This window comes from uncultured Clostridium sp. (assembly GCF_947072515.1).
In the GTDB taxonomy this organism is placed as follows: domain Bacteria; phylum Bacillota; class Clostridia; order Clostridiales; family Clostridiaceae; genus Clostridium.
This window is the reverse complement of record NZ_CAMTIG010000047.1, coordinates 1-26,352: the sequence shown is the minus strand read 5'-3', so window position 1 is coordinate 26,352 and position 26,352 is coordinate 1. Positions and strand designations below refer to the sequence as shown.

24 protein-coding genes and 1 riboswitch are annotated in these 26,352 nt (G+C 28.8%); of the genes, 3 read left to right on the top strand and 21 right to left on the bottom strand.

What is annotated here, in order from left to right; all coding sequences use genetic code 11:
* Positions 1-81: 81 nt before the first annotated feature.
* From Q0W06_RS14815 to Q0W06_RS14790, 6 genes are all read right to left on the bottom strand, one after another.
* Positions 82-1,419 (bottom strand): sodium:alanine symporter family protein, encoded by a 1,338-nt coding sequence (locus tag Q0W06_RS14815; RefSeq protein ID WP_297637305.1) that lies wholly within the window; start codon positions 1,417-1,419, stop codon positions 82-84.
* A gap of 54 nt (positions 1,420-1,473) precedes the next feature.
* Positions 1,474-1,574: riboswitch (glycine riboswitch) on the bottom strand.
* A gap of 130 nt (positions 1,575-1,704) precedes the next feature.
* Positions 1,705-3,201, bottom strand: coding sequence for a 2-isopropylmalate synthase (locus tag Q0W06_RS14810; RefSeq protein WP_297637303.1), 1,497 nt, complete (start codon positions 3,199-3,201; stop codon positions 1,705-1,707).
* A 164-nt stretch (positions 3,202-3,365) separates the two neighbouring features.
* Positions 3,366-4,826: a L,D-transpeptidase family protein gene (locus Q0W06_RS14805; protein ID WP_297637300.1), complete on the bottom strand. Its 1,461-nt coding sequence runs from the start codon at positions 4,824-4,826 to the stop codon at positions 3,366-3,368.
* A gap of 109 nt (positions 4,827-4,935) precedes the next feature.
* Positions 4,936-5,517, bottom strand: a complete 582-nt coding sequence (locus Q0W06_RS14800) for a GNAT family N-acetyltransferase (protein WP_297637298.1) — start codon at positions 5,515-5,517, stop codon at positions 4,936-4,938.
* A 90-nt stretch (positions 5,518-5,607) separates the two neighbouring features.
* Positions 5,608-6,567, bottom strand: coding sequence for a D-2-hydroxyacid dehydrogenase (locus Q0W06_RS14795; protein ID WP_297637296.1), 960 nt, complete (start codon positions 6,565-6,567; stop codon positions 5,608-5,610).
* Between the two features lie 15 nt (positions 6,568-6,582).
* Positions 6,583-7,443 carry a TraX family protein gene (locus Q0W06_RS14790; RefSeq protein WP_297637293.1) on the bottom strand — a complete coding sequence of 287 codons (861 nt, stop codon included), beginning with the start codon at positions 7,441-7,443 and terminating at the stop codon, positions 6,583-6,585.
* Positions 7,444-7,569: 126 nt separating this feature from the next.
* Between Q0W06_RS14790 and Q0W06_RS14785 the strand changes: the two genes are divergently transcribed.
* On the top strand, positions 7,570-8,442 hold the full coding sequence (locus Q0W06_RS14785) for a 50S ribosomal protein L11 methyltransferase (RefSeq protein WP_297637290.1): 873 nt from the start codon (positions 7,570-7,572) through the stop codon (positions 8,440-8,442).
* Between the two features lie 28 nt (positions 8,443-8,470).
* On the opposite strand, the gene Q0W06_RS14780 is transcribed toward Q0W06_RS14785, so the two are convergent.
* Positions 8,471-8,704, bottom strand: a complete 234-nt coding sequence (locus Q0W06_RS14780) for a hypothetical protein (protein WP_297637287.1) — start codon at positions 8,702-8,704, stop codon at positions 8,471-8,473.
* 447 nt (positions 8,705-9,151) lie between these two features.
* Between Q0W06_RS14780 and Q0W06_RS14775 the strand changes: the two genes are divergently transcribed.
* Positions 9,152-10,462, top strand: a complete 1,311-nt coding sequence (locus tag Q0W06_RS14775; protein WP_297637284.1) for a 3D domain-containing protein — start codon at positions 9,152-9,154, stop codon at positions 10,460-10,462.
* A gap of 760 nt (positions 10,463-11,222) precedes the next feature.
* On the opposite strand, the gene Q0W06_RS14770 is transcribed toward Q0W06_RS14775, so the two are convergent.
* From Q0W06_RS14770 to Q0W06_RS14745, 6 genes are all read right to left on the bottom strand, one after another.
* The gene (locus Q0W06_RS14770) at positions 11,223-11,474 is read right to left on the bottom strand and encodes a hypothetical protein (protein WP_297637281.1); all 252 of its coding nucleotides are present in this window, start codon (positions 11,472-11,474) and stop codon (positions 11,223-11,225) included.
* Entirely contained in the window at positions 11,464-11,622 is a 159-nt protein-coding gene (locus Q0W06_RS14765; RefSeq protein WP_297637279.1) for a hypothetical protein, read from the bottom strand. Before Q0W06_RS14765 ends, Q0W06_RS14770 begins: the two co-directional genes overlap by 11 nt.
* The gene (locus tag Q0W06_RS14760) at positions 11,615-11,911 is read right to left on the bottom strand and encodes a hypothetical protein (RefSeq protein ID WP_297637275.1); all 297 of its coding nucleotides are present in this window, start codon (positions 11,909-11,911) and stop codon (positions 11,615-11,617) included. The genes Q0W06_RS14765 and Q0W06_RS14760 overlap by 8 nt, the downstream gene beginning before the upstream one ends.
* Positions 11,908-12,747: a hypothetical protein gene (locus Q0W06_RS14755; protein ID WP_297637273.1), complete on the bottom strand. Its 840-nt coding sequence runs from the start codon at positions 12,745-12,747 to the stop codon at positions 11,908-11,910. The genes Q0W06_RS14760 and Q0W06_RS14755 overlap by 4 nt, the downstream gene beginning before the upstream one ends.
* A 351-nt stretch (positions 12,748-13,098) precedes the next feature.
* Positions 13,099-14,013 carry a hypothetical protein gene (locus tag Q0W06_RS14750; RefSeq protein ID WP_297637271.1) on the bottom strand — a complete coding sequence of 305 codons (915 nt, stop codon included), beginning with the start codon at positions 14,011-14,013 and terminating at the stop codon, positions 13,099-13,101.
* A gap of 229 nt (positions 14,014-14,242) precedes the next feature.
* Complete coding sequence (locus Q0W06_RS14745) at positions 14,243-14,446, bottom strand: helix-turn-helix domain-containing protein (RefSeq protein WP_297637268.1); 204 nt, start codon at positions 14,444-14,446, stop codon at positions 14,243-14,245.
* A gap of 131 nt (positions 14,447-14,577) precedes the next feature.
* Between Q0W06_RS14745 and Q0W06_RS14740 the strand changes: the two genes are divergently transcribed.
* Positions 14,578-15,339, top strand: a complete 762-nt coding sequence (locus Q0W06_RS14740; RefSeq protein WP_297637265.1) for a potassium channel family protein — start codon at positions 14,578-14,580, stop codon at positions 15,337-15,339.
* A gap of 62 nt (positions 15,340-15,401) precedes the next feature.
* Here the strand turns inward: Q0W06_RS14740 and Q0W06_RS14735 are convergent, their stop codons facing one another.
* The 8 genes from Q0W06_RS14735 to Q0W06_RS14700 all read right to left on the bottom strand — a co-directional run bounded on the left by Q0W06_RS14735 (position 15,402) and on the right by Q0W06_RS14700 (position 26,267).
* Positions 15,402-16,370, bottom strand: a complete 969-nt coding sequence (locus Q0W06_RS14735; RefSeq protein ID WP_297637261.1) for an N-acetylmuramoyl-L-alanine amidase — start codon at positions 16,368-16,370, stop codon at positions 15,402-15,404.
* 67 nt (positions 16,371-16,437) lie between these two features.
* A complete protein-coding gene (locus tag Q0W06_RS14730) occupies positions 16,438-16,905 on the bottom strand; it encodes a phage holin family protein (RefSeq protein ID WP_297637258.1) in 468 nt (155 codons plus the stop codon).
* Positions 16,906-16,974: 69 nt separating this feature from the next.
* The gene (locus tag Q0W06_RS14725) at positions 16,975-19,371 is read right to left on the bottom strand and encodes a hypothetical protein (RefSeq protein ID WP_297637255.1); all 2,397 of its coding nucleotides are present in this window, start codon (positions 19,369-19,371) and stop codon (positions 16,975-16,977) included.
* Entirely contained in the window at positions 19,358-19,516 is a 159-nt protein-coding gene (locus Q0W06_RS14720; RefSeq protein WP_297637252.1) for a hypothetical protein, read from the bottom strand. The genes Q0W06_RS14725 and Q0W06_RS14720 overlap by 14 nt, the downstream gene beginning before the upstream one ends.
* A 2-nt stretch (positions 19,517-19,518) precedes the next feature.
* Positions 19,519-23,838 carry a phage tail spike protein gene (locus Q0W06_RS14715; protein WP_297637249.1) on the bottom strand — a complete coding sequence of 1,440 codons (4,320 nt, stop codon included), beginning with the start codon at positions 23,836-23,838 and terminating at the stop codon, positions 19,519-19,521.
* Positions 23,835-24,209: a hypothetical protein gene (locus Q0W06_RS14710; protein WP_297637247.1), complete on the bottom strand. Its 375-nt coding sequence runs from the start codon at positions 24,207-24,209 to the stop codon at positions 23,835-23,837. The genes Q0W06_RS14715 and Q0W06_RS14710 overlap by 4 nt, the downstream gene beginning before the upstream one ends.
* A complete protein-coding gene (locus tag Q0W06_RS14705; protein ID WP_297637244.1) occupies positions 24,209-26,011 on the bottom strand; it encodes a phage tail tape measure protein in 1,803 nt (600 codons plus the stop codon). Before Q0W06_RS14705 ends, Q0W06_RS14710 begins: the two co-directional genes overlap by 1 nt.
* Positions 25,998-26,267, bottom strand: a complete 270-nt coding sequence (locus Q0W06_RS14700; RefSeq protein ID WP_297637241.1) for a hypothetical protein — start codon at positions 26,265-26,267, stop codon at positions 25,998-26,000. The genes Q0W06_RS14705 and Q0W06_RS14700 overlap by 14 nt, the downstream gene beginning before the upstream one ends.
* Positions 26,268-26,352: the final 85 nt, after the last annotated feature.

Sequence of the window (26,352 nt, the reverse complement as noted above, 5' to 3'; positions counted from 1 at the left end):
AAATCTATTTTATAGTAAAAAAGAAAGAGTGTCGACTTTGTCGACACTCTGAAAGAAGGAAAATAATTTTCCTTCTTTTTCTTATTGTAATTTTAGAAAATAATCATTAGTTTCTTTTATGATTACTTTTCTTAACCCGATTAATGCTATTAAGTTTGGAATAGCCATTAATCCATTTACTATATCTGCTGATATAAAAATTACATCTAATGATATAAATGATCCTATTCCAACTAATACTATATAAATTATCTTAAAAGGTTTTACGGCTTTTTCTCCCCATAAATACCCTATACATTTCTCTCCATAATAATTCCACCCTATTATAGTTGTAAAAGCAAAAAATATTAATCCTATATTTACGATATACTTTCCTACTACAGGTATTGGAAATCCAATTTCAAATGCAGCAGTAGTAAGACTTGCTCCATCTAAGCTTCCACTATATACTCCTGTTAAAACAATTGCAATTCCAGTCATCGAACAAATTATAATTGTATCAAAAAATGTTCCTGTCATTGAAATTAATCCTTGTTTAACCGGTTCCTTTGTTTTTGCTGCTGCAGCTGCTATAGGTGCACTACCAAGTCCTGCTTCATTTGAAAAAACACCTCTACTTACTCCTTTTTGCATTGCCATTATAAAAGTAATTCCTAATGTTCCTCCTAAAACTGCTTCCGGATTAAATGCACTTTTTACTATTATTCCTATAACTCCAGGAACTTGTCCTATATTAAAGATAATAATAACTAAAACAGCTGCTATATATAACACTGCCATAGCTGGTACTACCATCTCTGACACTTTTGATATTCTTTTTATTCCACCTAAAGTTACTAATGCAACTAATATTGTTACTATTATTGCAGTTATTCCAATTGGAATATTAAAACTATTTTTCATTCCTTCTGATATAGAGTTTACTTGTGCAAATGTTCCTATTCCAAATAAGGCAACAAGAACACCAAAAAAAGCAAATATTTTTGCAAGCCATTTATTTTTTAAACCATTTTGTATATAATACATTGGCCCACCATTCACTTCTCCCTTACTATTAAACTCCCTATATTTTATTGCAAGTACACCTTCTGCATATTTAGTGGTCATTCCAAAGAATGCTGCGACCCACATCCAAAATAATGCTCCTGGCCCCCCTGCTTTTATAGCTGTTGCAACTCCTACAATATTCCCTGTTCCTATAGTTGCAGATAATGCAGTACAAAGAGCCCCAAAGCTTGATACATCTCCCTCTTCATTTCCTTCATCATCTTTTTTGAATACTAACTTTAAAGCTAACTTTAGCTTCGTTATTTGTAAAAAATTTAACTTAATCGTTAAATATACCCCTGTTCCCACCAACATAATTAAAAGTGGCGGTCCCCAAACAAAATTGTTTACTGCTGTTAAAAAATTTTTCATAAAAAATTCCTCCTAAAATTTAAATTTTGGGAGGAGATTATATAGCAAAATAGCTATATACCCCCTGTCCTTTTACCTGAGAGTTTCAGTATAAAGTAATCTTTATACCTTTCTCCTTCGGTGCTCTTTTATAGAGTCTCTCCAGAGGCTCGTCCAGTAGCGGTCCTTTTACCTGAAAGCTTAACATCTTCGGTGGAACTTTAGTTCTCTCTCCCACTACCTTCGTCCGAACAATATTTGGTTTGTTAATATTATAATAATTTTATAGCTATTTTGCAACTTTTTTTATTCTTTATTTAATCCATCTATATATGCTAGGACACTTGCTTCTATAATGTCCGTACTTACACCTCTTCCTATGGTCTTTGTATCTTCACCTATTAACTTTAGTACTACTTCTCCTAATGCATCTGCTCCTTCTGTTATTGCATTTATTGTATATTCCTTAACTTCTCTTTTTTTATCAACTACTCTTTCAATTGCATTATAAAGTGCATTTATAGGTCCATCCCCACAAGCTGCTTCTTCTCTTTTTATATTTCCTGGCAATTCTAAATTAATAGTAGCTGTAGATGTTAATTTATTTCCCGTTGTTACAGTAAATGATATTAATTTATATTTTTCCTCTTTTCTTACACATCCATGATTTAATATGGCTTCAATATCTCTATCTGATACTTCTTTTTTCTTATCAGCTAAATCTTTAAACTTAATAAATGCATCATTTATTATATCTTTTTTCACTTCGTAACCTAATTCTCTTACTTTATCTTCAAATGCATGTCTGCCTGAGTGTTTTCCTAAAATCATATTGTTAGTTTTAAAACCTACTGACTCTGGTGTCATTATTTCATAGGTTTCTGGATTTTCTAATACTCCATGTTGATGTATACCTGATTCATGAGCAAATGCATTTTTTCCTACTATAGCTTTATTAGGTTGAACTTTTATTCCTGTAAAGTGAGATACTAATTTAGATAATCTACATATTTTTTCTGTGTCTAAGTTTAAATTTACTTTATATATATCTTTTCTTGTTTTTAATGCCATTATAATTTCTTCTAAAGCTGCATTTCCTGCCCTTTCTCCTAATCCATTAACTGCACACTCTACTTGCTGTGTTCCATTTTCTATTGCTGCCAATGAATTTGCAACAGCTAGTCCTAAATCATTATGACAATGAACACTTATAACTACATTATCTATGTTCTTTACATTTTCTTTTATTCCCTTTATTAAATCTCCAAATTCTTTTGGAGTTGAGTATCCAACTGTATCTGGAATATTTAAAATACTTGCCCCTGCATTTATAGCACATTCTAAAACTTCATATAAAAATTTTTTATCTGTCCTTGATGCATCTTCTGGTGAAAATTCTATTTCATGGACTAAACTTTTTGCATATCCCACCATCTGCTTTATTTTTTCTAATACCTCTTCTCTAGACATTTTTAATTTATATTTCATATGAATATCTGACGTTGCTATAAATAAATGAATTCTTTTCTTCTTCGCATCTTTTATTGCTTCATATGCAGTATCAATATCTTTTTTATTTGCTCTTGCCAATGCATTTATTGTAGAGTTTTTTATATTTTCAGCAATTAATTTGACCCCTTCAAAATCTCCTTTTGATGTAACTGGAAAACCTGCTTCAATAACATCCACCCCTAAACTTTCTAAAGCCTTTGCAATTTCAAGTTTTTCCTTAGAATTTAAACTTACACCTGGTGTTTGTTCTCCATCTCGTAGTGTAGTATCAAAAATATAAATTTGTTTCATTTTTAATCCTCCTTAAAATCATATTTTACTAATTAATAAAAAAACCGCTTCTTCTCTCATATAGAGAGAAGAATGCGGTACCATCCACTTTTAACTCAATTTAAATAACAACTAACCACTTTTTACTACTTCTTTTCAAATTTTTTCTTATATTAGTGATAATACTAATATAAAATTATAGGCATCTCTCCATTTATACTATTATAAATAGTTTCTGCCACATTATATGGTAAATTTACACATCCATGTGATCCACTAGACTTATAGATTTCCCCTCCAAATTGAGCTCTCCAAGTTGCATCATGCAATCCTATTCCTCCATTAAAAGGCATCCAAAAATCTACTGGTGTTCTATAATCCTCTCCAACTAAAACAGCTTTTCTTTGTTTATAAGTTAACTTATATACTCCTGGTGGTGTATGCCATCCTCTATTAATATTTCCTGTTACAATGTCACTATCAATTACTAGTTGTCCATTCTTATAAAACCAAATATGCTGTCCACCTAAGCTAATTTCCACATAAGTGTTTCCAAGGTCATTTCCTACTCCCACATTACCTTTTTGTGAAAAAACAGGTTCTTTGCTTATACTTGTCCCTTCTTGTATCGCTTTTTTTATTTCCTTTATGATAGCAGTTCTATCTATTGCATAACCATAATTTCCATTTCCTACAGTTATATTACTTCCATTAGATGCTTTAAAGTTTCGTGATGTTCCTATTGTATTAAATTTTCTTCCTATTTCATCAACAAATTTATTTATTTCTTTTTCATTTATTGCTAATTCCATTTTTTTATTTGTAGAAAGTATTTTTCCAAGCGATTCTTTTGAAAGTTTTACTTCATTTTTATTTAAACTATATTCTATATTAATATTTAATATTGCATTTAATTTTTCTTTCATTTTAATAGTCTTTTCATCATCTTTTAAATATTTAGGCTTTATATAACAATTTTTTTCTTCTAAATTTATAGCCCTTTCACCATTTTTTATTCCATTTTCAATTTCTTTTACTATCTTCTTTTTATCTAATTTATTTCCTAAAACCTCATCTATAATAACAAATTCTTCATTTTCATATTTAAAACTTGCATTTTTAGGTTCAACTTCATTTCCCAAAATTTCCAAACCATCAATATTCTTCATTAACTTCTCTTTATCATATTTAATGAAGTTGTTTAAAATTTCTTTAGTCGGATTAAATAACTGACCAATCCATGCAAAATGATTTTGTTCTTCTAATATTCTATTTAATTCCTCTTCTCCTTCAAAACTTAGTCCTATATCTGTACCTTTTATAATTCCTTCTTTGTCTCTTCCCTCTATTGTAATTTCATAATTTCTCATTTCATTCTCTATTTTTTCTTTTGCTTCACTAACAGTGGTTTTACTAATATCTACATTATTTATTTCTGATCTTAAACTAAATCTATCTTTAAAATACAAGCTTCCTCCAAGGTATATTCCTATACATATAGCACCAATAGTTCCTATTGCTATATATGTATTTTTTCTACCCTTTTCTTCATCTTTAGCCTTCTTATTGTTATCTACCCTCTTATTGCTTATTTTCTTATTTTCTAATTTAAATTTTTTTATTTTTTCTTCCTTTATTCCCTTCATTCCTCTTCCCCCTCAATAACACCTTCTCATTCTATTATATGCTTTTTTCCATATTTTAGAAATAAAAAAAATATACATTTAAGAATTTCTTAAATGTATATTTAAAGTTTTATATCTTAAGTACCATTTTAAACCCATCACTTTTAGCAAATTTATATCCAAACTTTTTATAGTAATTTGCTAATTTTTTATTATTTATTCTTACAACAACCTTATTATACTTATTCAAAATAGCTTCATTTAAAACCTCTTCTAAAAGTACACAGCTATACCCTAAACCTCTATATTCTTCTTTAATAAAAATATTTGATAAGTAATATTCATTAAACAAACACTCCATATAAAAAATATATTTCATAATAAATATGGCATATTTCAATTTATTTTTTAGTCCTTTTTGTAGTCTAAAAAGCATTATATTTGATTTAATTGTTTTAAACTTTAATTTCCTTCCTTCAAACCCTAGAAAAAAACCTATAATCTCTTTTTTATTTTTTATAATTTTAAAATTTTTATGAGAAAATCTATTTCCTTCTAAAAGCATTAACCTTCTTAAAGTTTTTATTTTTTCTTCTTCTGTTTCATTACTCCATACATAGCCCAAGTTTTCACTAGTTCTACATATCATATGACTGAGTCCTTCAATGTCTTCTTTATCTGCTAATTTAATAACGTAATCTCCCGGTTCCAAATACAATTTCCCCTTTTTATTATTTCTCTATCATAAGAAAAAAATGATATATTTATATATATACCATTTTTTCATTTATATGTGAATCTTTTATAACTCTACTCTATTTTTTATTTCTCCTTTATAAAAAGCTTCAATATTTTCTATTATTAAGTTAAATAGTCTTTCTCTAGCTTCAATACTTGCCCAAGCAATATGTGGTGTCATTATTATTTTTTCTTTATTTTCTATTTTTAATAATGGACTATCTATAGGCATAGGCTCAACTGCAAATACATCTAATGCCGCACCTTTTATTATATCTTCATTTAATGCTCTTGCTAAATCTGCTTCTACAATAATAGGGCCTCTTCCCATATTTATAATAATACCACTTTTCTTCATTTTCTTTAGGTTTTCATAATTCATTAAACCTTCTGTTTTTTCATTTAATGGTGCATGAATTGATATTATGTCACATTCCTTTAAAAGTACATCTAAATCAACTCTTTTATAGTCATTACTATTATTTCTTCCTGATGTAGAATAGTATACTACTTCTATTCCAAATGCTTCACAAACTTTTGCAACGCTTCTTCCAATTGCACCTAAACCAATTATTCCCCATTTCTTACCTGCTACATCCATAAAAGGTCTATCTAAGTTAGTAAAAAATCCTGATTTTGAATATTCTCCTGACTTTACATAGTTATCGTAAAATTCTATTTGGTTATTTAATGCAAAAAGAGTTGCAAAAGTATGTTGTACTACTGTTGGTGTAGAATATCCTGCTACATTAGTAACAGCTATACTTTTTTCTTTTGCATATTTAACATCTATATTATTAAATCCTGTTGCTGTTTCACATATTATTTCTAAGTTTTTACAAGTATCCATTTCTTCTTTACCAATATAAACTTTATTAGTTAATATAATGTGCGCATCTGCTATTCTCTCTTTAGTTTCGCTTTTATCTGTTGTTTGATAAACTTTTACCTCTCCAAACTTTTCTAAAAGTTTTACATCAAACTCTCCAATTGCCTTTGCATCTAATACAACTATTTTCTTCATATCTTTCACTCCTCACTATCTTACGATACTTCCAATAGCAAATGGAATCCAAACTGCTAATGGATAAATATAATAAAATGGCTTTTTTATTTTAATTCCTTCTTCTCCATTATATAACAATATAAAAATTATTCCAAAGAACATCATCCACTTAGGATACATTAATAATTCTTTTATACTGAACCCAGGAATTAAAATTCCGCTTAAAACAAATAATCCTGTAGTAATCATTCTTTTATTTCCTTTAAACATAAATAAAATTATTGCAAATATTGGTCCTATTATTAAAGTTTCAGTACACATACATACTGCTAATATAATAAGCACCTTTACTGCCATTTTATTACTTTTATTTTCTCTTCCTTCATCTAAAGTCTTTATTAGAACTAATATTCCTGCTAAAGATATAAATAAATTATCATTTGGAATAATAATTTTTTCATTTATTACATTTAAAGAAATTAATGTTCCAATTGCCATTATAAAAATGAAAAATATTACACCCTTATCGCTTAAACATTTATCCATTATATTTAATACTAAAAATACTATTCCTATTATAATCATAGCTATTAAGCATAAATATCCTTTTTCGCTTATTTCATTATATGGAACCCTTCCTATTATAGATGGCATAAAAATTAATGATATTAAAAAATTTCCAATTAACATGGCTTCACCACATATCATTAATCTTTTTACATAGTTCTTAACTGACTTTGTGTGATAATACCCATCAACAACTAAAAAAACAGCTACTGGCATTACTAATATGCCAAAGTAATTTAATATAAATGGTGCTTGTGGTATAAATTTAGCTATACTTCCTAAAATAAAAAATATAGCAATTATAACTTTTATTTTAAATCTATCCATACTTCTCTCCTTCTCCTATTTTTCTTTAGTTTATACTAAAATTATACAATGCTTCCCTTTACTTTAAAAGTTTTTTATAATAATATATGCTTTATACATTACTTAATAAAGAAAGAAGGAATATATATGTTTATTTTATCTTATGATTTTTTATCTAATGAAGTAGATGAAAAAATCGAACTTTTACAATTTAATGATATCTTTGATGTCTTTTATGAAAATCCCTTAGAAATAACTACTGATGAATTTGGTTATGGATATTTAGAAAAGGATAATGCACCTGTAATTTTAAAAGTTGCTTACAATGATGATAAAAGTAATTTAGATGACTTTATAAATCTAGTATCTACAGTTTTAGAAAAAAAAATGACTAATATAGAAGAAATTAATTATACTTATGAAGATTTCTCTATTCCTCCTATTTCTCTTGATGATAATTGGATGCTTATAGATCCATTATATTCAGATGAATTTGAAGAAAATAAAAAAATGTTCTTTAAACCTCAAGGAGCTTTTGGAACTGGTCTTCATGAAACTACTCATGATATTTTAAATTATATTCTAAAAAAAGATTTCTCTAATAAAACAGTTTTAGATATTGGAACTGGTTCAGGTATTTTATCTATTGCTACTGCATTAAAGAATGCTAAAGAAGTGGTTGCACTAGATATACGCGATGTTACTGAAGAAGTTGTTTTAAATGCTAATTTAAATAATCTCTCTAACATTTCTGTTAAAGTAGGAGATGCTTTAAATGAAGATTTAATCCATAATACTGATTTTGACTATATCTACATAAATATAGGCGGTGAAGAAACAGAATTTTTTATGGACTTTATAAATAGCCATTTAAAACCTTCTGGAACTTTACTAGTCTCTGGTCTTGTTACTTGGAGCTATGAAAAAATCAAAAATATGATTTTATCTAATGGGTATACTACATTAGAAGAGTTCTCAACAAATGAGTGGTGTACTTCCACATTTCAAAAAAAAGCCTAGAAATTCTAGGCTTTTTTATTTTTACTATTTATATTTTTTTATCAACTAACTTATTCATTTGCCTTATAATTAAAGCCCCCATCATTGAAAAGATTATTGTCATAATTAAAAATCCTACAACTACAATATCAATACTTTGTCCTAGTATTATTTTTATAATTGAAGTTATAAAGCTTAATAAACCTCCTATTTTCAATGATGAAATGAAAAGACACTTCCCATTTTTAATCGATTCTTTAATATATCCTTCAAAAAAACTCATATTATCCCCCCTATTTTTCGGAAAATATAACTTTAATATCCTTAAATTTCAAGCATAAATAGCTATATTATACTCCTATTATATAATATTTTTTGTTAAAATTTAATTAAGTTTTTAACATTTTATCTTTTATTTTTCAACTTATTACCTTTTTTTCTTTCTTTATGTAATTGTAACCTTTTTGTCTTTTTTAATTTCCTTCCTTTTTATTCCTTTTCTTTTCAAACTAAGTTTTATCCTACTTATAGCTATTGGAAAAAATTTTTTTTGCTGTTTTTTCAGAATTTTTTTAACTTTCAGAATTTTTTACAATTTCTCTTTTATGTCTTTTTAGTGTATAATGTTAACATAAGGTTAAGTGTTTTATGACATTAGGGTTACAAAACTCACAAACCTTGTGTTATAATACATAAATATCAACGGTTTATGTTAGGAGGTTGTTGAAACATGAAAAAAGCATTTATCTCTTTTTTCACAGTAGTTGCAGTTACTTGCAGCTTAAGCGTTACTTCTTTTGCCGATACAGTAAACAATACATCATTAAATCAAGATAAAGTACAATATAACCAAATCAGTAGTGAGATTAAAGATTTAGATTCAAATATTAATACATTAACTAATGAAATCAATTCTTTAAATTCTACAATCAATAATAATAAGGTTAAAGTACAAAGTATTGAAAATAATATTTCTAATGCAAATATACAAATCGCAGATACACAAAAACAAATTGAAAAAGGACAAGAGGTTTTAGGTGATCGATTAAGTGCTATTTATAAAAGTGGAGCTTACTCACCAGCATCTTATTTAGTTTATATTCTACAAGCTAATGGATTTTCACAGCTAATCAGTAGAGTATATGATGTTCAAAGAATTGTATCTATCGATGATCAATTGATTAATAACTTAAAATCTAATAAATCAAAAATTCAACAAGAAGTTGATACGTTAAATGCACAGAAACAAGAAATTCTTAATTTGAATACTGAGACTCAAAAAAGTCTTACTGAAGTTGTTCAAAAAGAACAGACTGTTCAATCTGAAAAAACAAAATTAAGTACTCAATTACAAAGTGTAGCATCTGTAATTGCTGCAAATGAAAATCAACTTGTTAGTTTCCCTATTGGTGTAATAAATAATTCAAATTCATCAGTATCGCAACTACAAGATGCAGTTCAAACGTTAAAAGATTTATTACCTCAAATCACTATGCAACCTATCATAGATAAAATGAATAGTGCAATTTCAAATGGTAATAATGCAATCAACTCAAAAATTGCTGCTGAAAATGCTGCTAAAGCTGCTGCTGAAAAAGCCGCTGCTGAAAAGGCTGCTGCTGAGAAGAATAATAATAACTCTAATAGCAGTTCTAATAACAATAGTAATAATAGTAGCAATAATAATAGTTCTAGTAACAACAATTCTAATAGTGGTGGTAATGGCTCTTCTTGGAATGGCCAATACAAGCAACAGCTTTCTATGGAAGCTACAGCCTATTCAGGTGGTGGATTAACTGCTATGGGTACTGCTGTTGTTAGAAATCCAAATGGTATTAGTACTGTGGCTGTAGACCCTAGTGTAATACCTTTAGGAAGTAAACTCTATATTCCAGGCTATGGGTTTGCTATAGCTGCCGATACCGGCGGTGCTATTAAAGGTCATAGAATCGATCTATATATGAACTCTAATGCTGAATGTAACGCTTTCGGTAGAAGACAAATGACAGTTTATGTAGTGGCTGGCCCTGGCCAATGGTAAAAAGAAGAAAAAAGAAGTAAAAAAGATAGCATTAAGCTATCTTTTTTTATTTTTACTATTATTCAATAATTTTAAATTTCTCTAATTTTATAATTCAATATCCTTATGAGTCTTTTTTATAATTACTTTGTTTCTAATTTTAAACACTCTCTAGACTTATTCCTTTATAAAACTCTCTATCTATAAATTCATATTCATTTGTAAGACTAAGCCCTTAACTAAAATTAAACACTTGAAATAAAGACTTAATTCAAATATTAAAAATATTAAAAATATTAAAAATTATATTAGAAAAAAATAAACTATAGGATAAATCCTATAGTTTTTCTTTTTCTAATATAATTTTTAAAACGAGATAAGCCATAAGCGGAGTTCTGTAGTGGTAAATGTTGGAACTCAATAATGCTTGTCCGTATTTAAAAATGACTGTATTACTTACTTTTAATGGTAACTTGTCCTCATTTCTACTCAATTATTTTTAATAATCCCTTGCAGAAGTGGGGCAAAATTGGGGAAATTAATTTAGTAATACTAATTTTAAAGTTTAATAATTGTAATCTTATTTTTTCTTTTTCTGTTATTTTTTTACGTAATTTAATTTTAATAATTTTTCAATTTTTATTCATTCCCTAAAGTGCATAAATGTATATAAAATATTTTTAAAAATATTTTATTCTTTAAATAACTATGTTTCCATTTTTATCTATTTACGTAATAAAAGGCAAGAGTTAAATTACCTCTTACCTTTTAAAATTATATTTTAAATCTCACCTTTTCCATCTCCAACCTTTTCTATAGCTAATGATAATCCATATTTACTACTAGTTAAATTTAATGTTACATCTACTTTTTGCATTGCTGGAAATTTCCCCATATCCTCAACATTTTTATGGAGAATATTAAATAGATCCCCTGATTTCATATCTAACATATCTACTAATAAATATGCTCCACCATCTTTCTTTTGCTTAAGCTCTACTTTTGTTACTAATACCTCTGTTTTAATTTTCATTATTATTTCCCTCCTCAACTTCTTCTATATCCATAAACATATGACCACACTCTAAGCATACAAACCAACATAATGAGCCTTCTTCAAAATCATCCATATGACTTAACCAACTTGTATTTTTAGAATTACATTTGCAACATTCATTCATTTTCAGTTTTCCCCCTTAATTCTTTACATCCACACTTATTACACTCATAATCAACTATATAAACTTCTCCATCTTTTTCAGTCGGTACTGCTCCATAAACTTCATTTACTTGCATAATAGAATTACACTTGCTGCATAACTCAACTTTAAACCAACTATCAATTCCCCCTTCTTCAATAGTTACAGCTCCATTACACTCACTATTTAAACAATTATAATATTTATAATTTCCACCTTCCAAACTTTCAATTAATTTCATTTCAGTATTGCAGTATTTACATTTAATCATATTCCCTGATTACTCCTTTCCATATCCATATAGATGACTCTTCCACCTTTATATTCTCCATTCTTCTTATATCCAATTTCATAAGAATTACTGTAGCTTGATTTATAATTTTTATATTCTTCCAATATTTCTGTTATTTTTCTTTTATCCATAAGTGTTTTTGTTATTGGCTTTAAAAGTGTTTTATTAGAATATCCAAATACTCTATATCCTTCTAGTTCTCTTTTTGCTAATCCTTTTACTATATAGCTACTAACATATAATGCTATGTTCGTATTATCTTCTTGCTCTAGTTCTCTTATATCAACAAAGCCTATATCATTCCAATATTTGTTTTTAAATTCATTTTCTAATGATTTGTGAGCTTTAGTTTTCCTTGAATTGCTTCCACTTAACTTTATTGCTATTGGAATATTACAAAGTAGATGATAATGTAATCTCTTAGTTCCTTTTTCTCCATATTCAAGAACCCAAATATATTTTAGATTCTTATATTTTCTTCTCAATTTATTAAACATATTATTTAAGCATTTTTTACTTTCTTTATAGTCCATTTCTTTAGCAAATGTTAATGTTATAAATGTTTTCATATCCTTATTGCATTTTATTAATCTAACAATTTTATTCCTGGATCTATTTAAGTTATCTACTTTATTCAATTCTTTTTCTTCATCTTTATTTTTTTCACTTCTAACATTTTTTTCTCTTTTATCGTTTTCTATAAATCTATAAAAATCTTCTTCTTTGCCTTGCTCTCTTACTATATAATTAGTGAATTTATATATTTCTACTCTATCTCCACATTGAATAATCTTTAGATTATAGATACTAACCACCCTTTACTAATTGCTGTACTGTTGTTGTATGAATTATCACGCTACTAACAAGTTAGCGTTTTAACGGTTGTTTTTTATACCAGCTACGCTACGCTATGTCTACGACGTGGTTTTTATCTATTGTTTTCACCTCATTTTTCTTTTACTTTTTAGATTGAACCCACAAGGGGTATTTTAGTAATGTTTTTAAAGTAGAATTTTTATATTTCTCTCTTTTTCAACACTTTCTTTATTTCATACTTGTCCCTTTTAGATAAATAGACCTCGTCCTTCCTCGCTTCATGAAACAAGTTTCGATTCCGCTTGTCAGTCCTTGTCCTATTTATCTTTATTGCCACTATAAAAATAAATCTAGTTTGTAAATGTGATTCCTTTATAAATTGCATCTGAATATAAATAGAATTCTCTAGGCTTTAGTTTAGTATCCGCAACTGAACTTCCTAAAACAACTCTGTATTGACTTTCTTCCACTTGCCTAAAACAAGCCCTGGCATTAAATAAATTTTTAAATTTTACAGTTTCTTTTTCTCCTGATTGAGCGATAACTATTAAAAATATATTGTAATGCCTTCCTTGCATAAGTATTTCTGCTATAAGTTTTTCTATTTTTTTATTTCTACTTAATACTGGTGTTTCATCTATAATTAGATATAGAGGTCTCTTCCTAATAGTTTTATTTTCTAATACTTGCCTTAAATATTTTTCTATTGCCTCTTCTCCATTTACTACTCTTCCATTGTATTTTTGAAAGTCAGCTTTAAATATATTAATTAATACTGTATCTGCTCCTCTTAAATTATTTATTATGGTTTTAGCCATTTCAGTTTTTCCGCTTAAAGATAATCCTGATATAAATAAATGTGCTGTTTTTTTCATATCTACAATAATATTTCCATCAATGTTAAATCCTAATAAACATTCATATGGACTTAACTTTACATACTCGTAATTTTTAAATTGCAGCTGCTCCAACTGAATATATATTAAAATATCATTATTTTCTTTTTCTAATTTTATAGAATTAGCTTTAAAAATATCTTTTATATACTCTAGTTTTTCTTCTAGTTCCTGGATACTACAAACAAAATTGAGGTCCACTTTTACTATTGCACAATATTTATTGAAAGTTATTTTTTCTATCTCAATAGTTTTACCTTCTGCATTTTCTAATTGTTTTTCTTTAAAGGATCTTATCAATATACTTTTCATCATCTGCTTAACTATAAATTCATCCCACTTGCTTTTAATATTCTTTAAATATTTCACTTTGATTATTCCTTTTTCTATTTCTGTTGCAGTAACAAAACCTCTTCTTAAAAATATTGCTTTAATGCATTTAACTTACTGTCAGGCTTGTTTTAACTGCTTTATGTTATATCTATATGTACTTTTTTCTGAATAATACCAAATTATTTTCTTTTTTAGAATTTATTTATTCACTTTCAGAAAATATTTTTCTTTGTTGCAATAAAAAAATAGTGACACTCTTAGAGCATCACTGTAAATACCATACATCTTTAATATCTTTTTTTAATTTTTCACATATTTCAAAGGCTAGTTGAAGATTTGGACAACTCTCTCCTCTTTCCCACATATTATATGTTCTAATCTTTATCCCTAAAAATTCTGCAAAATCTTTTTGATTTAACATATATTCTTTCATGCGTATTTCTTTAAGTTTATTCTGTATTGTCCTCACCTCCTTTATATTATTATATACCTTTTTTTACCATTTTAAAACCATTTTAATATTATTTTTCTATTTTAAAATCTCACTTTGTATAGAAAAAAATGTATTTTAAGGTATAATTATCTTTAAAGGAGGGTTTTATGGTCAAATTAATAAATTCTAAATATTATCAATATACAATTACACTTCTATCACTATTTATTGTTATAACTTTATTTCTAGATCTTATCTTGGAAATAAACTCACAATTCCTCACAATTTTCAATCTAATAAATTTTATTATTTGGGTTATTTTAGTTTTCGATTATTTTATAAGATTATTTTATAGTGAGAATAAAATAAGTTTTATTAAATCAAATAAAATAGATTTAATATCTATTTTACCTTTAAATGAATTTTTCAAAGGATTAAGAATTTTCAAAGTAACCAAACTACTTAAATTTACTAAATTTTTAAAATTATCAGCTTTTATTGCTAATTATTCTAAAAGAATAAACAAATTTATGAAACTAAATAATTTCAACTATGTTTTATATCTAACAATATCCACCGTTTTACTTGGTGCTATTTCTATTTCAATAGTTGAAAATGTTCCTTTTTCTGATGCTATTTGGTGGAGTTTTGTTACAACAACTACTGTAGGTTATGGTGATATTTCACCTACTACTCCTATTGGAAGAATTATAGCAACTATATTAATGATTATCGGTATCGGATTTCTAAGTATGCTAACTGGAACAATTGCAACTTTTTTCATCGGTAATAATAATAAACCTCAAACTTTTAAAGATGAGACATTAGAAATGATAAGCAATAAGTTGAAAAATGATTTTGATTCTATAGATAATGATGAGTTAGACTCTATTTTCAATATATTAAAAACATTAAAAAAAGAGGAGTAGAATGATATTTTTTCATTCTACTCCTCTTCTTAATTATAAAACTTCCAAACGTTTGGAAGTTTCTAATATATTAAATCTTTGATATAGGCCCAACTTATTACACTATCTAGCAATGCTTTATCCCCATTTATTTCTTTTATTTTATATTTATTATCTTTTACCCATGAACTTACGTTTTGCCCTGTTGCCCATTTAACACCATTCATCTTAACATAGTCTCCTACTTTCAATGTCTTTTTAGAATTATTAATCTTTAAATCTTTTAGATAGCACCATGAGTTTATTTCTTTTAATAGAGCTTTATCTCCATTTATTTTAGATATTGTATGGACTTGTGTTTTAGCCCAATTACTTACACTTTGTCCAGTTGCATATTTTGTTCCCGTTATATTTACTCTATCACCTACTTTGATTGAACTACTTATATTTCCACTATTAGTAGGTGGTTTAGATTCAGCAGCTATTCCAGCCCATTTTAAGATTCCATCTCCGATAACTCTTCCGTTTCTTTCTTGCTCTGCAACTGTATCACATATTTGTACATCAGTTTTATTATCTAAAAATGCAACTTCAACTATAACTGCTGGCATTGATGTATTTTTAATTACATAGTAGTAATCTTTATTATCAGTTCCTTTTTTAGTATAGCATTTCTTTTGTTGCCCTAGCTGTTTATTCATTTCAGTTCCTATAGCTTCAGCTATTTCTTTCCCTGCTCCACCATAGATGCTATAAATATATTCACCTCTATCTCCGCCACCAGCGTTATGATGTACAGATATATAGATAGCCTTTTTCTTTCCGCACTTCTTAGCTTCAGCGTTAGCAAAAGTAGTTCTTTGAGATAAAGATTTTGTTGCATCTCCAACTCTAGTCAATATAACTGTAATTCCTTTACCTTCAAAATATTTTTTTAATGCCATTCCAGTATTAAAATTAGCTATTTTTTCAATAACTCCATTCCCTGATGCTCCTGGATCACTTCCACCATGTCCCATGTCAATTATTAATAATAAATCTTGTGCTTTCATAAATTTAATTCCTCACTTTCATTTTTTTATTTTTTATATTGAAAAAGAGCCTGTTTAAACAAGCTCTTTAGTCATCTTTTAATTTTATATTTTCTGCCATTTTATTACCCTTTTTCTCAACTGCTACTTTAAAATTTATAGCAATCTTTTGTAGAAAATCAGGCAATTCAACTTCCATTTTTATAAGATTTTCTAAAATAGAAATACATTCATTTATAACAAACCATATCGCAACTATTACACTAAAGAATACTGTTATCGGAATTACTATTCCTAATGCTCCGGCTACATTTACAATGGTCCAATCTACCATTAATGCTACTGCTACAGCTACTCCATATAATAATTTTTTCACTATTCCCCACATTCCTCTTCTACTTTGAATTACCCCTTCATACTTTGCAGCTAACATTCCAGTTGTATAATCAATTATCATTGCGAATATTAGTAACATTAATATCGGAACTAATATTCCTAACTTAGCTGATAGTCCTCCAAGTATTCCAGTTGTTAATATTTTTGATTTGTTTTCCATTTCACACCTCTCATTATTCTTTTTAAATTTATAAAAAAAACTTAGAAATTTCTAAGTTTCACTAATTAACTATCGTTCTTTTATTTTAAGTAATATATTTAATAGTTCACGTTTCCCGTCCTCTTCCCCATTGGGTAATGCTGTAGCTTCTAACATACTCAATAAAGTTCCTGCAAGAAAGCTTGTATCAACCTTAAGCATCGTATTTTCTTCTTCAAGTTCATTTGCAATTGCTGGCAAATCTACTTTTACACTAGCTCTTACATTTCCTTTAATTTTATTTTCTAACATTAAGTGAGTTGTATCTTTATAACTTTTCATAGTACACATTTTGTCTATATTATGTACTACCGGTTCTTCAAGTTCATAATAAACGACCAGAGGATTTCCTTCGGTATGCCATTGTTTTAATAACTTTTTTAATCCATTTACGTCTTGTGTCTCCAGCCTATCTTTTCTAATACCTAACGCCAGTCTTTGGTTTGTAGTTGTATTTGCATAGTATCCACCAATAGCTTCTTTTTTTATGCTGTAAAAAGGATGTTCATTTTCTTCTACATAGCCGAAATTGCCTTTCGTAGCTGTCTTAAATTTATTAGATATTACTTCAAAATCTCTTGTAGCAGGAACATTTTCCAATCTCCTACTAAATCCTATTATTTCACTTGTTATTGGCTTACTACCACCATCCCAAATACTCCAATTTTCTTCACCAGTAAATATATATTTCATTACCTTTTCAGAAGAAACCCCTGTCGCTAAGTTTAATTCATCATAAACGGTTGGTGTTAATCCTTTTAGTCCAGCTTCAAAAGGTAATAAAATTTCTTTTTTATCTTCTACATAATCTACATATTTTGTTTTACTCTTACCTTCTTCTATTTGAATGTTCGTAATTTCAACTATTCCACTATATACATCACCAGTTCCCCCTGAAATAGAGTAAAATAATATATGATCATACTTTTCTATATCATCAGGGCAAACAAAAGAATGGTCTGCTCCTTTAACACCTGTTATTGGTAAATATATATAATTTCCTTGTGTTCCTTTTCTAAGATATATTTTACCTCCGTTTAAGTCAGATATATTACCAGAAGCTGGTTGTATTTCTTTATACGTATATATAGAATGATATCTCTTACCAGGAGTTAAATTTAAATTAAATGTCAATGGCACAGACAATGCCCATATATTTTCTACTCTAATTCCATTAGATATCTTTTTGATGCTTTTACTACTATTTCCATTTATATTTTCTTGAAATGGCAATTCTTCATAGTTAAATAAATTCTTTCCAACCGATTTAATTAAAAGCTTATTATCTTCTCCAATTCCTTGTCCAGTGGATACGATTGACTCTGATTGTAACGTCTCTGAATTGTATCCTCCGACCGTTTTTCCTTGTATAACTAAATTTCTAATATCGCCTATATAGCTGTTAGTCCAAGTTATACAGCCATTATCATCTGCTTTTTCTTGATAAAACATTGAAAAATCCTCAACCTGTGACACTCTAGCATCAAGGTCTTTTCCTTTTTCTGCACTTAGTGCTACATCAACTCCACCTGAAAAGTCATTTCTAACCACTGCATCTTTTCCTGGTTCTCCTTTTGCTCCATCTTTACCATTAGTCCCATTAACTCCATCTCTTCCTGGAACGCCTTGAATACCTTGTATGCCTTGCTTTCCTTGTATTCCCTGTATACCTTGCTCTCCTCTGTCGCCCTTGTCCCCTTTATAATTAGATATATTAGCTCTAAAGTAATCCTCTATTACTTGTCCCCTTGCTCTTACTTCTTCTATAGCCGTATTGCCTTTAACGTTGAAATTTTTAATATTTTCTACTGCCAATGTATCAAATTCAATAAAAATTTCTTGAGCTAAGTTATTAAAAGATTGAATAGCACTAGCACTTTGTTCATTAAACTCTCCTCTTAGTTGCTCTGCTACTATTAAAAACTCTCGCTTAAGATCATTACTCTCTTCTATAAATGTATCTAATTTTGCAATACTATCCCTTCTGAATTCTGCCATTAACAAATTAGAACTCTCTATAAATTTTAATTTAACCTTATCTAACGTTTCTATATAGTTTCCACCCTCAAGTACATTATTTAAAAGTCTACTATTTACTCTTAAATAAAAATCGGCTGTTGTAGTAATTCCATCTATATCTTTAGCAGTAAGTTCCATTTTAACTATACCAGCAATTAAATTAAATCTATTATTCAACTGTATATTCACATTAGTCTTATCTATAGTTATAAAACTTTCTTGTTGCTCAAGACTGTTATCACTTTTTAAAGCACTTATATAAATTGTTTGTCCTGTAAAATCTATTAATTTATTAGACTTTAAGACACTTAATTCTAAGAGAATTGTATCTTCTACTTTAACAACACCTATTGGTGCATTATTTACACTATCAGCATTTATTGTCGCACTTATTTTATTTACTGACATCATCATCCCCCTTTTTTTCTTTTCTATTAACTTCTTCTACTTTTTCAAGTATATTGTTATATGCCTTTATAAGTATATTTACTTCACTTTGCTTAGTTTCTATTTCTATTTGTCTTCTTCTAATTTCATCTCTTAACTCATCCATTTTTATAGCCCCGCTTTTTTAAATTTTTCTTTTAAATTTTGTATTTCAATTAATGCTAGTTTTAGAAATTCAGTTACATCAATTGCTGGTACATTTTCTTCGACTGGAACATATATAGTTCCTATAAGTTCACTTATATCCATTAATACTGCTGATTTAGAATCTAATGGTGAAATGAATTTAATTTTATCAATTATATCTATCTTTTCATTTTTAAGATTTTTGGATTCATTATATATAAGATTATCTGTAGCATAGTATGTTTTAGTCGCAACACTTTTCCAGGGAAATCCGCTAGATCCGCAACTTATATCCCCGACGTTATCGCATGGTCTAATATATTTATTCCGACTACTATCTGTATTCACTCTTATTCTAGTCTCAGCCCCACCAACAGTATCATCAGCTAAAACAAGTCCTTTTCCATTTGTCATGTTTCTAATTGCACCTATTTGCAAATGAGAGTTGAAATATGCATGATTTATTGTTGCAAATAAAGCTAGTCTTCTCTCGCCTGTCCCTGCATAAGAACCTTTATCATAATTAGTTGTTATTTCAAAATTCTTAATTGGAGCTATTCTAATATCTCCACCATCATACATTTTCAAGTTTGACCAATCATCGTGAGAGATACAATGGTAACCAATGTCTACATAAGCGTTACTAATTCCTTGTGGGTTATCTCCTCCTCGATAAGGTATTACAACAAAATAATTGTGTTTGGCTTCATATCCAAAAGCTCCCATAGCAAGTTTTGGGACTACATATTTATCATAATTATTCCCCATATTTTTAAATCCAAATAGTGCTCTCTGTTGCCCATTATTCATAACTGTATAATTTGCTTCTTCTATTCGAATATGATTACCAGATGTATCTCCAGCTGTAACAGCTCCATTTAATTCTATCTTATTAGCTTTTATCTTAACACTAGAAGAATCTAAGTTAATATAAGAAACTAACTCATTAGCTTCTAAAGATTTAGCACTCCAAGGTGCTCTCAATCTCCCCTCGTTAATCATTGGCTGTGTAATCCATATATGCCCATCATTGCTTGATTTAGTCATCTTAAATCTAATGCCTATCGTGCTACGATTGCCTGAATTGAATGTTACGGTCATCCTTTTCCAGCCTTTTATATCTTTCCCTGCATTGTAAGGTTCAGATTCCAGAATTGTATCCCAAGCTATCCACTCCCAAGAATCGACATCATAAATATGAAACCCTCCATCGGCTCGATGCCTTGCCATTAAAACTGATAGAGTGTACTCTTGATTCTTCTTAACTCCTATTCGCTGTTCAAACCCTAATTCTCCTGCCGCTTCATACCCTCTAACATTAATACACATTGCCTTTGTACCTTGAAGAATCCATTCATTAGAGTCTGTCCAAGTAGATATGGTAAAATTTCTATTTTCCCAAGAATATTCAAAGTTGCTCCATTTATTATTTCCTAAATCAAAGCCACTATCTACAAGGATATTTCCACCACCACTGCTTTGAACCTGCAGTAAAATATTATCTGATTTTAAATCTATTTCTGCTTTTGCTTGATCCAATGTTATTTTTTCTTTATCTAATCCATCTATAAGTTTTTTATTAGACTTAACTGAAAGATTAATGTTATCAGCTTTTTGATCAATATCAGATATTGTATTATTTACCACTCTGATTTCATTATTAACGTACTCTTTGGCATCTATTAGGGCATTTGCAGCTTTATTAATTGCTATATTATTAATTGCTTCATTTACTCTTGTAGTTACTACTCCTAGTGCAGTTTTATAAAGTTCTGTTTTATTGTTAATGTCCCTGACTTCGGCATTTGTTGCTATCCCATCAGCTATAGCAGATATTATTGTAGTTCTTAAAGATGAATATTTAGCTATTAAATCATCATAAGCAACTTTTAAATTTGATTTTGCTGGATTCTTTAAATCAATATTATTATATATAGTAGTATATTCATTATCTAAATCTAGCTTCTCTGACTCAATTCTTACCAATCTTTCATTTATCGCTTTAGCTTCAGCTTCATCTATTATTCCATCTCTGAATGCTCCGTTCATTTCTGATTCTAAATTACCTATGCCCGTGCTAATATCTCCAATTTCCTTATCTAGTACCTTCTTAGTTTCATTGACATATTTCTTAGCTTCAGTGACTGCATTAACAGCCTTATTTGCTGCAATAGTATTAATTGCTTGACTAAGTCCTTCGGATAATTTACCTAGACTGGTTCTATATGTGTAAGTTTTTTCATTAATACTAATAACCTCTGCATCTGTCGCTTTACCGTCAGCTATTGCAGTATTTATTGTTGTTCTTAAATCAGTATAAGCAATTACCCAACTATCATAAACTGACTGCAAAGTTCTTTTACCTACTGGATCTAAATCTACATTGTGGTAAATAGTTCTAAATTCTCCATCCAAGTCGAATTTCTCTTTTTCTATTTGCAGTAATCTTTCTTTAATAGCTTTAGCTTCTGCTTCATCTATAATTCCATCCTTAAAGGCTCCATTCATAGTATCTTCTAAGTTGTTAACCCCAAGATGTACATCTTCAATTTCTTTGTCTATTACTTTTTTAGTCTCATCAACATAGTAAGTAAGGTCTTTCTCTAACTGTAAAAGCGTGTGGTTTAATACCGATTCTGTAGTAACAACTTCTTCTTTTCCATTAACTAAAATTTTAAAATTAGTTGGGAGTAATGTAACATTTCCGAAGGTATCTATATCTAAAGTTCTTTTTCCATTTCCATCTGTAACACTTAAGTTTCTAGCATCTATCCAATGACCTTTTAATATTCCTGCTTCCATATAATCAGCAGTAAGTGCACCTATAACTGCTCTTCCTATAGCAACATCTTCAAAATAGTTACTCATATCATCTACTTTTCTAGTTGCTACCTTAACCTCTGCTGAAAATTCTGTTCTTTTACCATAACTATTTACAGCACAACAACGGAAATACCATACTTCATTTGGTTTAACCTGAAATAAAAAACTACTGCTCTGCCCTTGATGTATGATATCGAAAATATTTGGTATAAATCCTTGTGTTTTACTTGCATATAATTCATAGGTATAGTAAGTTTTATTTTCATAAATCCAACTCAATTCGATACTAGCAAATCCAAAAACTTTATTAGTTATAACAGGAATAGCAGGTAAACTATCAGGAAAATCCCCCAGATTCCCATCCATTCCAGGTGGTCCAGGTGGTCCAGGTTTTCCAGGCTTCCCTTCATTTCCTGTTCCTCCGCCAACTATATCCCCTAAATTTGTCTTTGGATCTCCCAATTCCATTTTTTCATATCTATCTGTCAAAAAATTATAATATGTTTTTATTACTTTTGCCTGTGTATCCAAATTATATCTATAATCTTTAATTGCTACTGTATCACATAAAGAAATTTTATCTTGTATATCAGCATACCCTACACATTTGCTTAAAGGAATAAATTCAACTTTAATATTAGTCTTAACTTGATCACATTTATTTTCAAGAAAATAATTTTCAGCCATTGCTTTTAATTTTTCTGCAGTTGGTATCTGTCCATCTTCAAATTTATCCGAAAAATCAATTTCTTCTATAAAAGGTGTTTCATAATTTCCAATTAGAGGAGAATCTATATATCTAGGAGAACTATTTACAATAATCTCTTCATTTTCTTCATTGTTATACTTTGCAATAGCTTTAATTCTAGTTATAAGACTAGAATCATCAAATTCAATATTAAGCCCTGTCATATTCTTAGCGTATTCAATACTCACCCCGTTATCATGACCTCTTTTATTTAGAAGATACACTTTTCTATTATCTCTTAATATTTCTGCACCTGTGCCATAACTATCTAAAATAGAACCTTGTGTTCCACCTATGCATTTAATTAAGTTAGTATTGGATATTTTATAATCATTATCAACTATAATATCACTATATGCTGTAAATACTTGCGAAAATTGACTACTTCTAAATAGTGTATTCAAAGCATACTCACAACTAGCATTAGTAAGATCTACACTTTCTATAAAATCTCTAGCTAAATCAAAGAATATATGTCTTGCATATACTTTAATTTGCCCTCCAAGTGGCTTTGAAACTTTGTAAATTCTAAATTTTTGTAGTTTAAGAGTATCGTTCACATCTGCAACAATTACATTTCCCCTTAAAATTTGATTCCAGTTTGTAGAAAAAATAGGATATATGATTTCTACTTCACACATCCCATTTCTCTCTTCAATTGCAATTCCGTCTATACAGTCAGGAAGCAGTCCTATTTCTTTTTCGAATCTATCTAAAATTTTAGGTATCATTTTCCCTCCTTATAGCATGTCAAGTTTATAGAAAAAATTAATGATGTACTATTTATTTTTTCTAATATATTCAGCTCTAAAAAATAGCATTTTAATGCAATACCATCATTAAATTCAATAATTTCATAATCACTAGATTTTAGCCATAATTCTATATCATCGATTATTTTATATATGGAATTATTTACTATATAACATTCAATATTTACTTCAAAATTTTCAGTACATTTTTCATCAATAATTAAATCACCTGTTCGCCCTGGAACCTGTATTTGTTCAACTCTATTTTTTGGAACTTTAAAATGATTAGATTTTAAAATTTTAAAATTAAACTCTCTACTATTTTTATTTTTTAATTTAAATTCAATCATTAAAATATACCTCTTCTTTCAAGATAAAAAGCGATTTTATCACACAATACTTCTATATCCTCATCACTGTTATTTATAAATTTATTTATATTTAATGTAACTCCACCTTTAAGCTTTTCTTCTGTCTCACGATGAGGAATAACCTGTGAACCACGTGGCATTTTTACAAGTTCTGGACCTTCTTCTCCAACAATAGCCATTCCACCATTAAAGTAACTAGTCCCTTTTGCTAACATAGGAATATTAGGTATATTTATACCTTTTCCACCAATCAGCGGAACCCAATCAGGTATTTTAACCCTATTTAATCCACCAATCATTCTATTGACCATTCCTATTATTGCATTTATAGGTGTCTTTACAACACTTACTAATCCATTAAAAACCCCTTTAACTATATTTCCTAATCCATTCCAAACCTTGTTCCATGACCCAGTAAATACTCCTTCTAAAAAGCTACATATACCTTTTAATACAGGTTGAAGTGTTTTTGTCCATAAATTTTTTATAAGTTTAAAACATGAATCAACAACCGGACCTATTACATTATTAAATACAAATTTAAACGCAGGGGCTAAAACATTGTTTATAAAATCACCGATAGCTTTTAAACATGGTTCTAAATTATTTTTCCATAACGTTCTAATATCGTTGACCATTTCTGAAAAAAAGTTTGCTATTGCTGGCATTCTTTCAGCAAAAAAATTAGCGACTTCACCTACTATCATTATAATAAAATCAAAGGTAGGTTTTCCTATATTATCCCAAGCTCCTTTTATAATCATCCAAACTGTTTCAAAATGAGTTTTTATAGCATCCCAAATAATCCCCCAGTTATCGTAAAGAGATTGAAGTAATGGTGTTATTGCATCTAAAACAGGTTTCCCTATAACCTCCCAAGCCAATTGAAGTCCTTGCATTAAAGAGTCCCATGATAGGTTCATTTCTCCGAAAAAGCTTGTAACGGCTGTAACTACTAAAGATACAAAGAATTCTACTCCTTTAAAAAATGCACTTAGTACAGCTTGTATTTCGGGCATAAATTGCATTATCCAATCACAGAAAGCTTGCATCATAGGCATTACAGCTACTCCAATATTAGTTACAACAGCTTCAAAACTTCGCTTTAATTGATCTAATGTATCAGTAAACTTTACTCCAGCATCAATAGCTTCATCACTTATAACTAGTCCTAATTCATGTGCTTTTTTCTTCATTTCATCCACACTTCCAGCAGCTCCATTTAAAAGTGGCATTAATTCTTGTCCTGCTTTCCCAAATAGTTTACTCGCAAGTGCAGCTTTTTCAGTTCCATCTTCCATCTCTTGCAATTTCTTTACTGATTCTTCAAAAACTTGCTCCTGGCTTTTTAATTTACCTGAAGTATCTTTTATATTGATACCAAGTTTTTTAAACATAGCACTACTAGATTTTCCGCCTTTATTGGCATCTTCCATTTTAGTAGCTAGTCCCTTCATTCCAGAACTTAATTTCTCGATACTCGTTCCACTTTGAGAACAAATAAACTCCCACTCTTGAAATCCCTGTCTACTCATCCCAAGTTTTTGAGACATTTTATCTATATTATCAGTTACTCCTGCTGCTTTAGTTGCCATACCAAAAAGAGCTGCTCCACCAGCAACAGCAGCACCTACTATAGCTGCTCCCCATTTCCCTACTGTTCCTACACCTTTTAAAAATTTTTTTCCTAATCCCTCTGCTTTTTTATCAGTATCCGATATGCTTTTATTTGCCTTATCATTATCAACCATTATAGAGCCAAAGAGTTTAAATATTTCCATCATTTACCTCCTTACTCTTTTTAGATTTTTTTCTGATTTTTTCAGCTTCTTCTAAATAACTCATCTTACTATCTTTAACAATATTTTTACCAGTTAATTTATCCTTATATTCTGTAAATCCAATAAATGTTTTTTCATCCATTCCTCGATAGTCAACTAACCATCTCTGCCATAAAAATTCATCCATATCTTTTTCAAACGCTTTATTAATAATCTCTAAGCCCTCTTCTACTTCAAGAGATAAAATATAATTCACATCATATTTTCTAGCAAGCAACTCCTGTATTTCAATTATATCTATTGAAGTGCTTGCTTTATAAAAGTTTTCCACTTTTCAATAG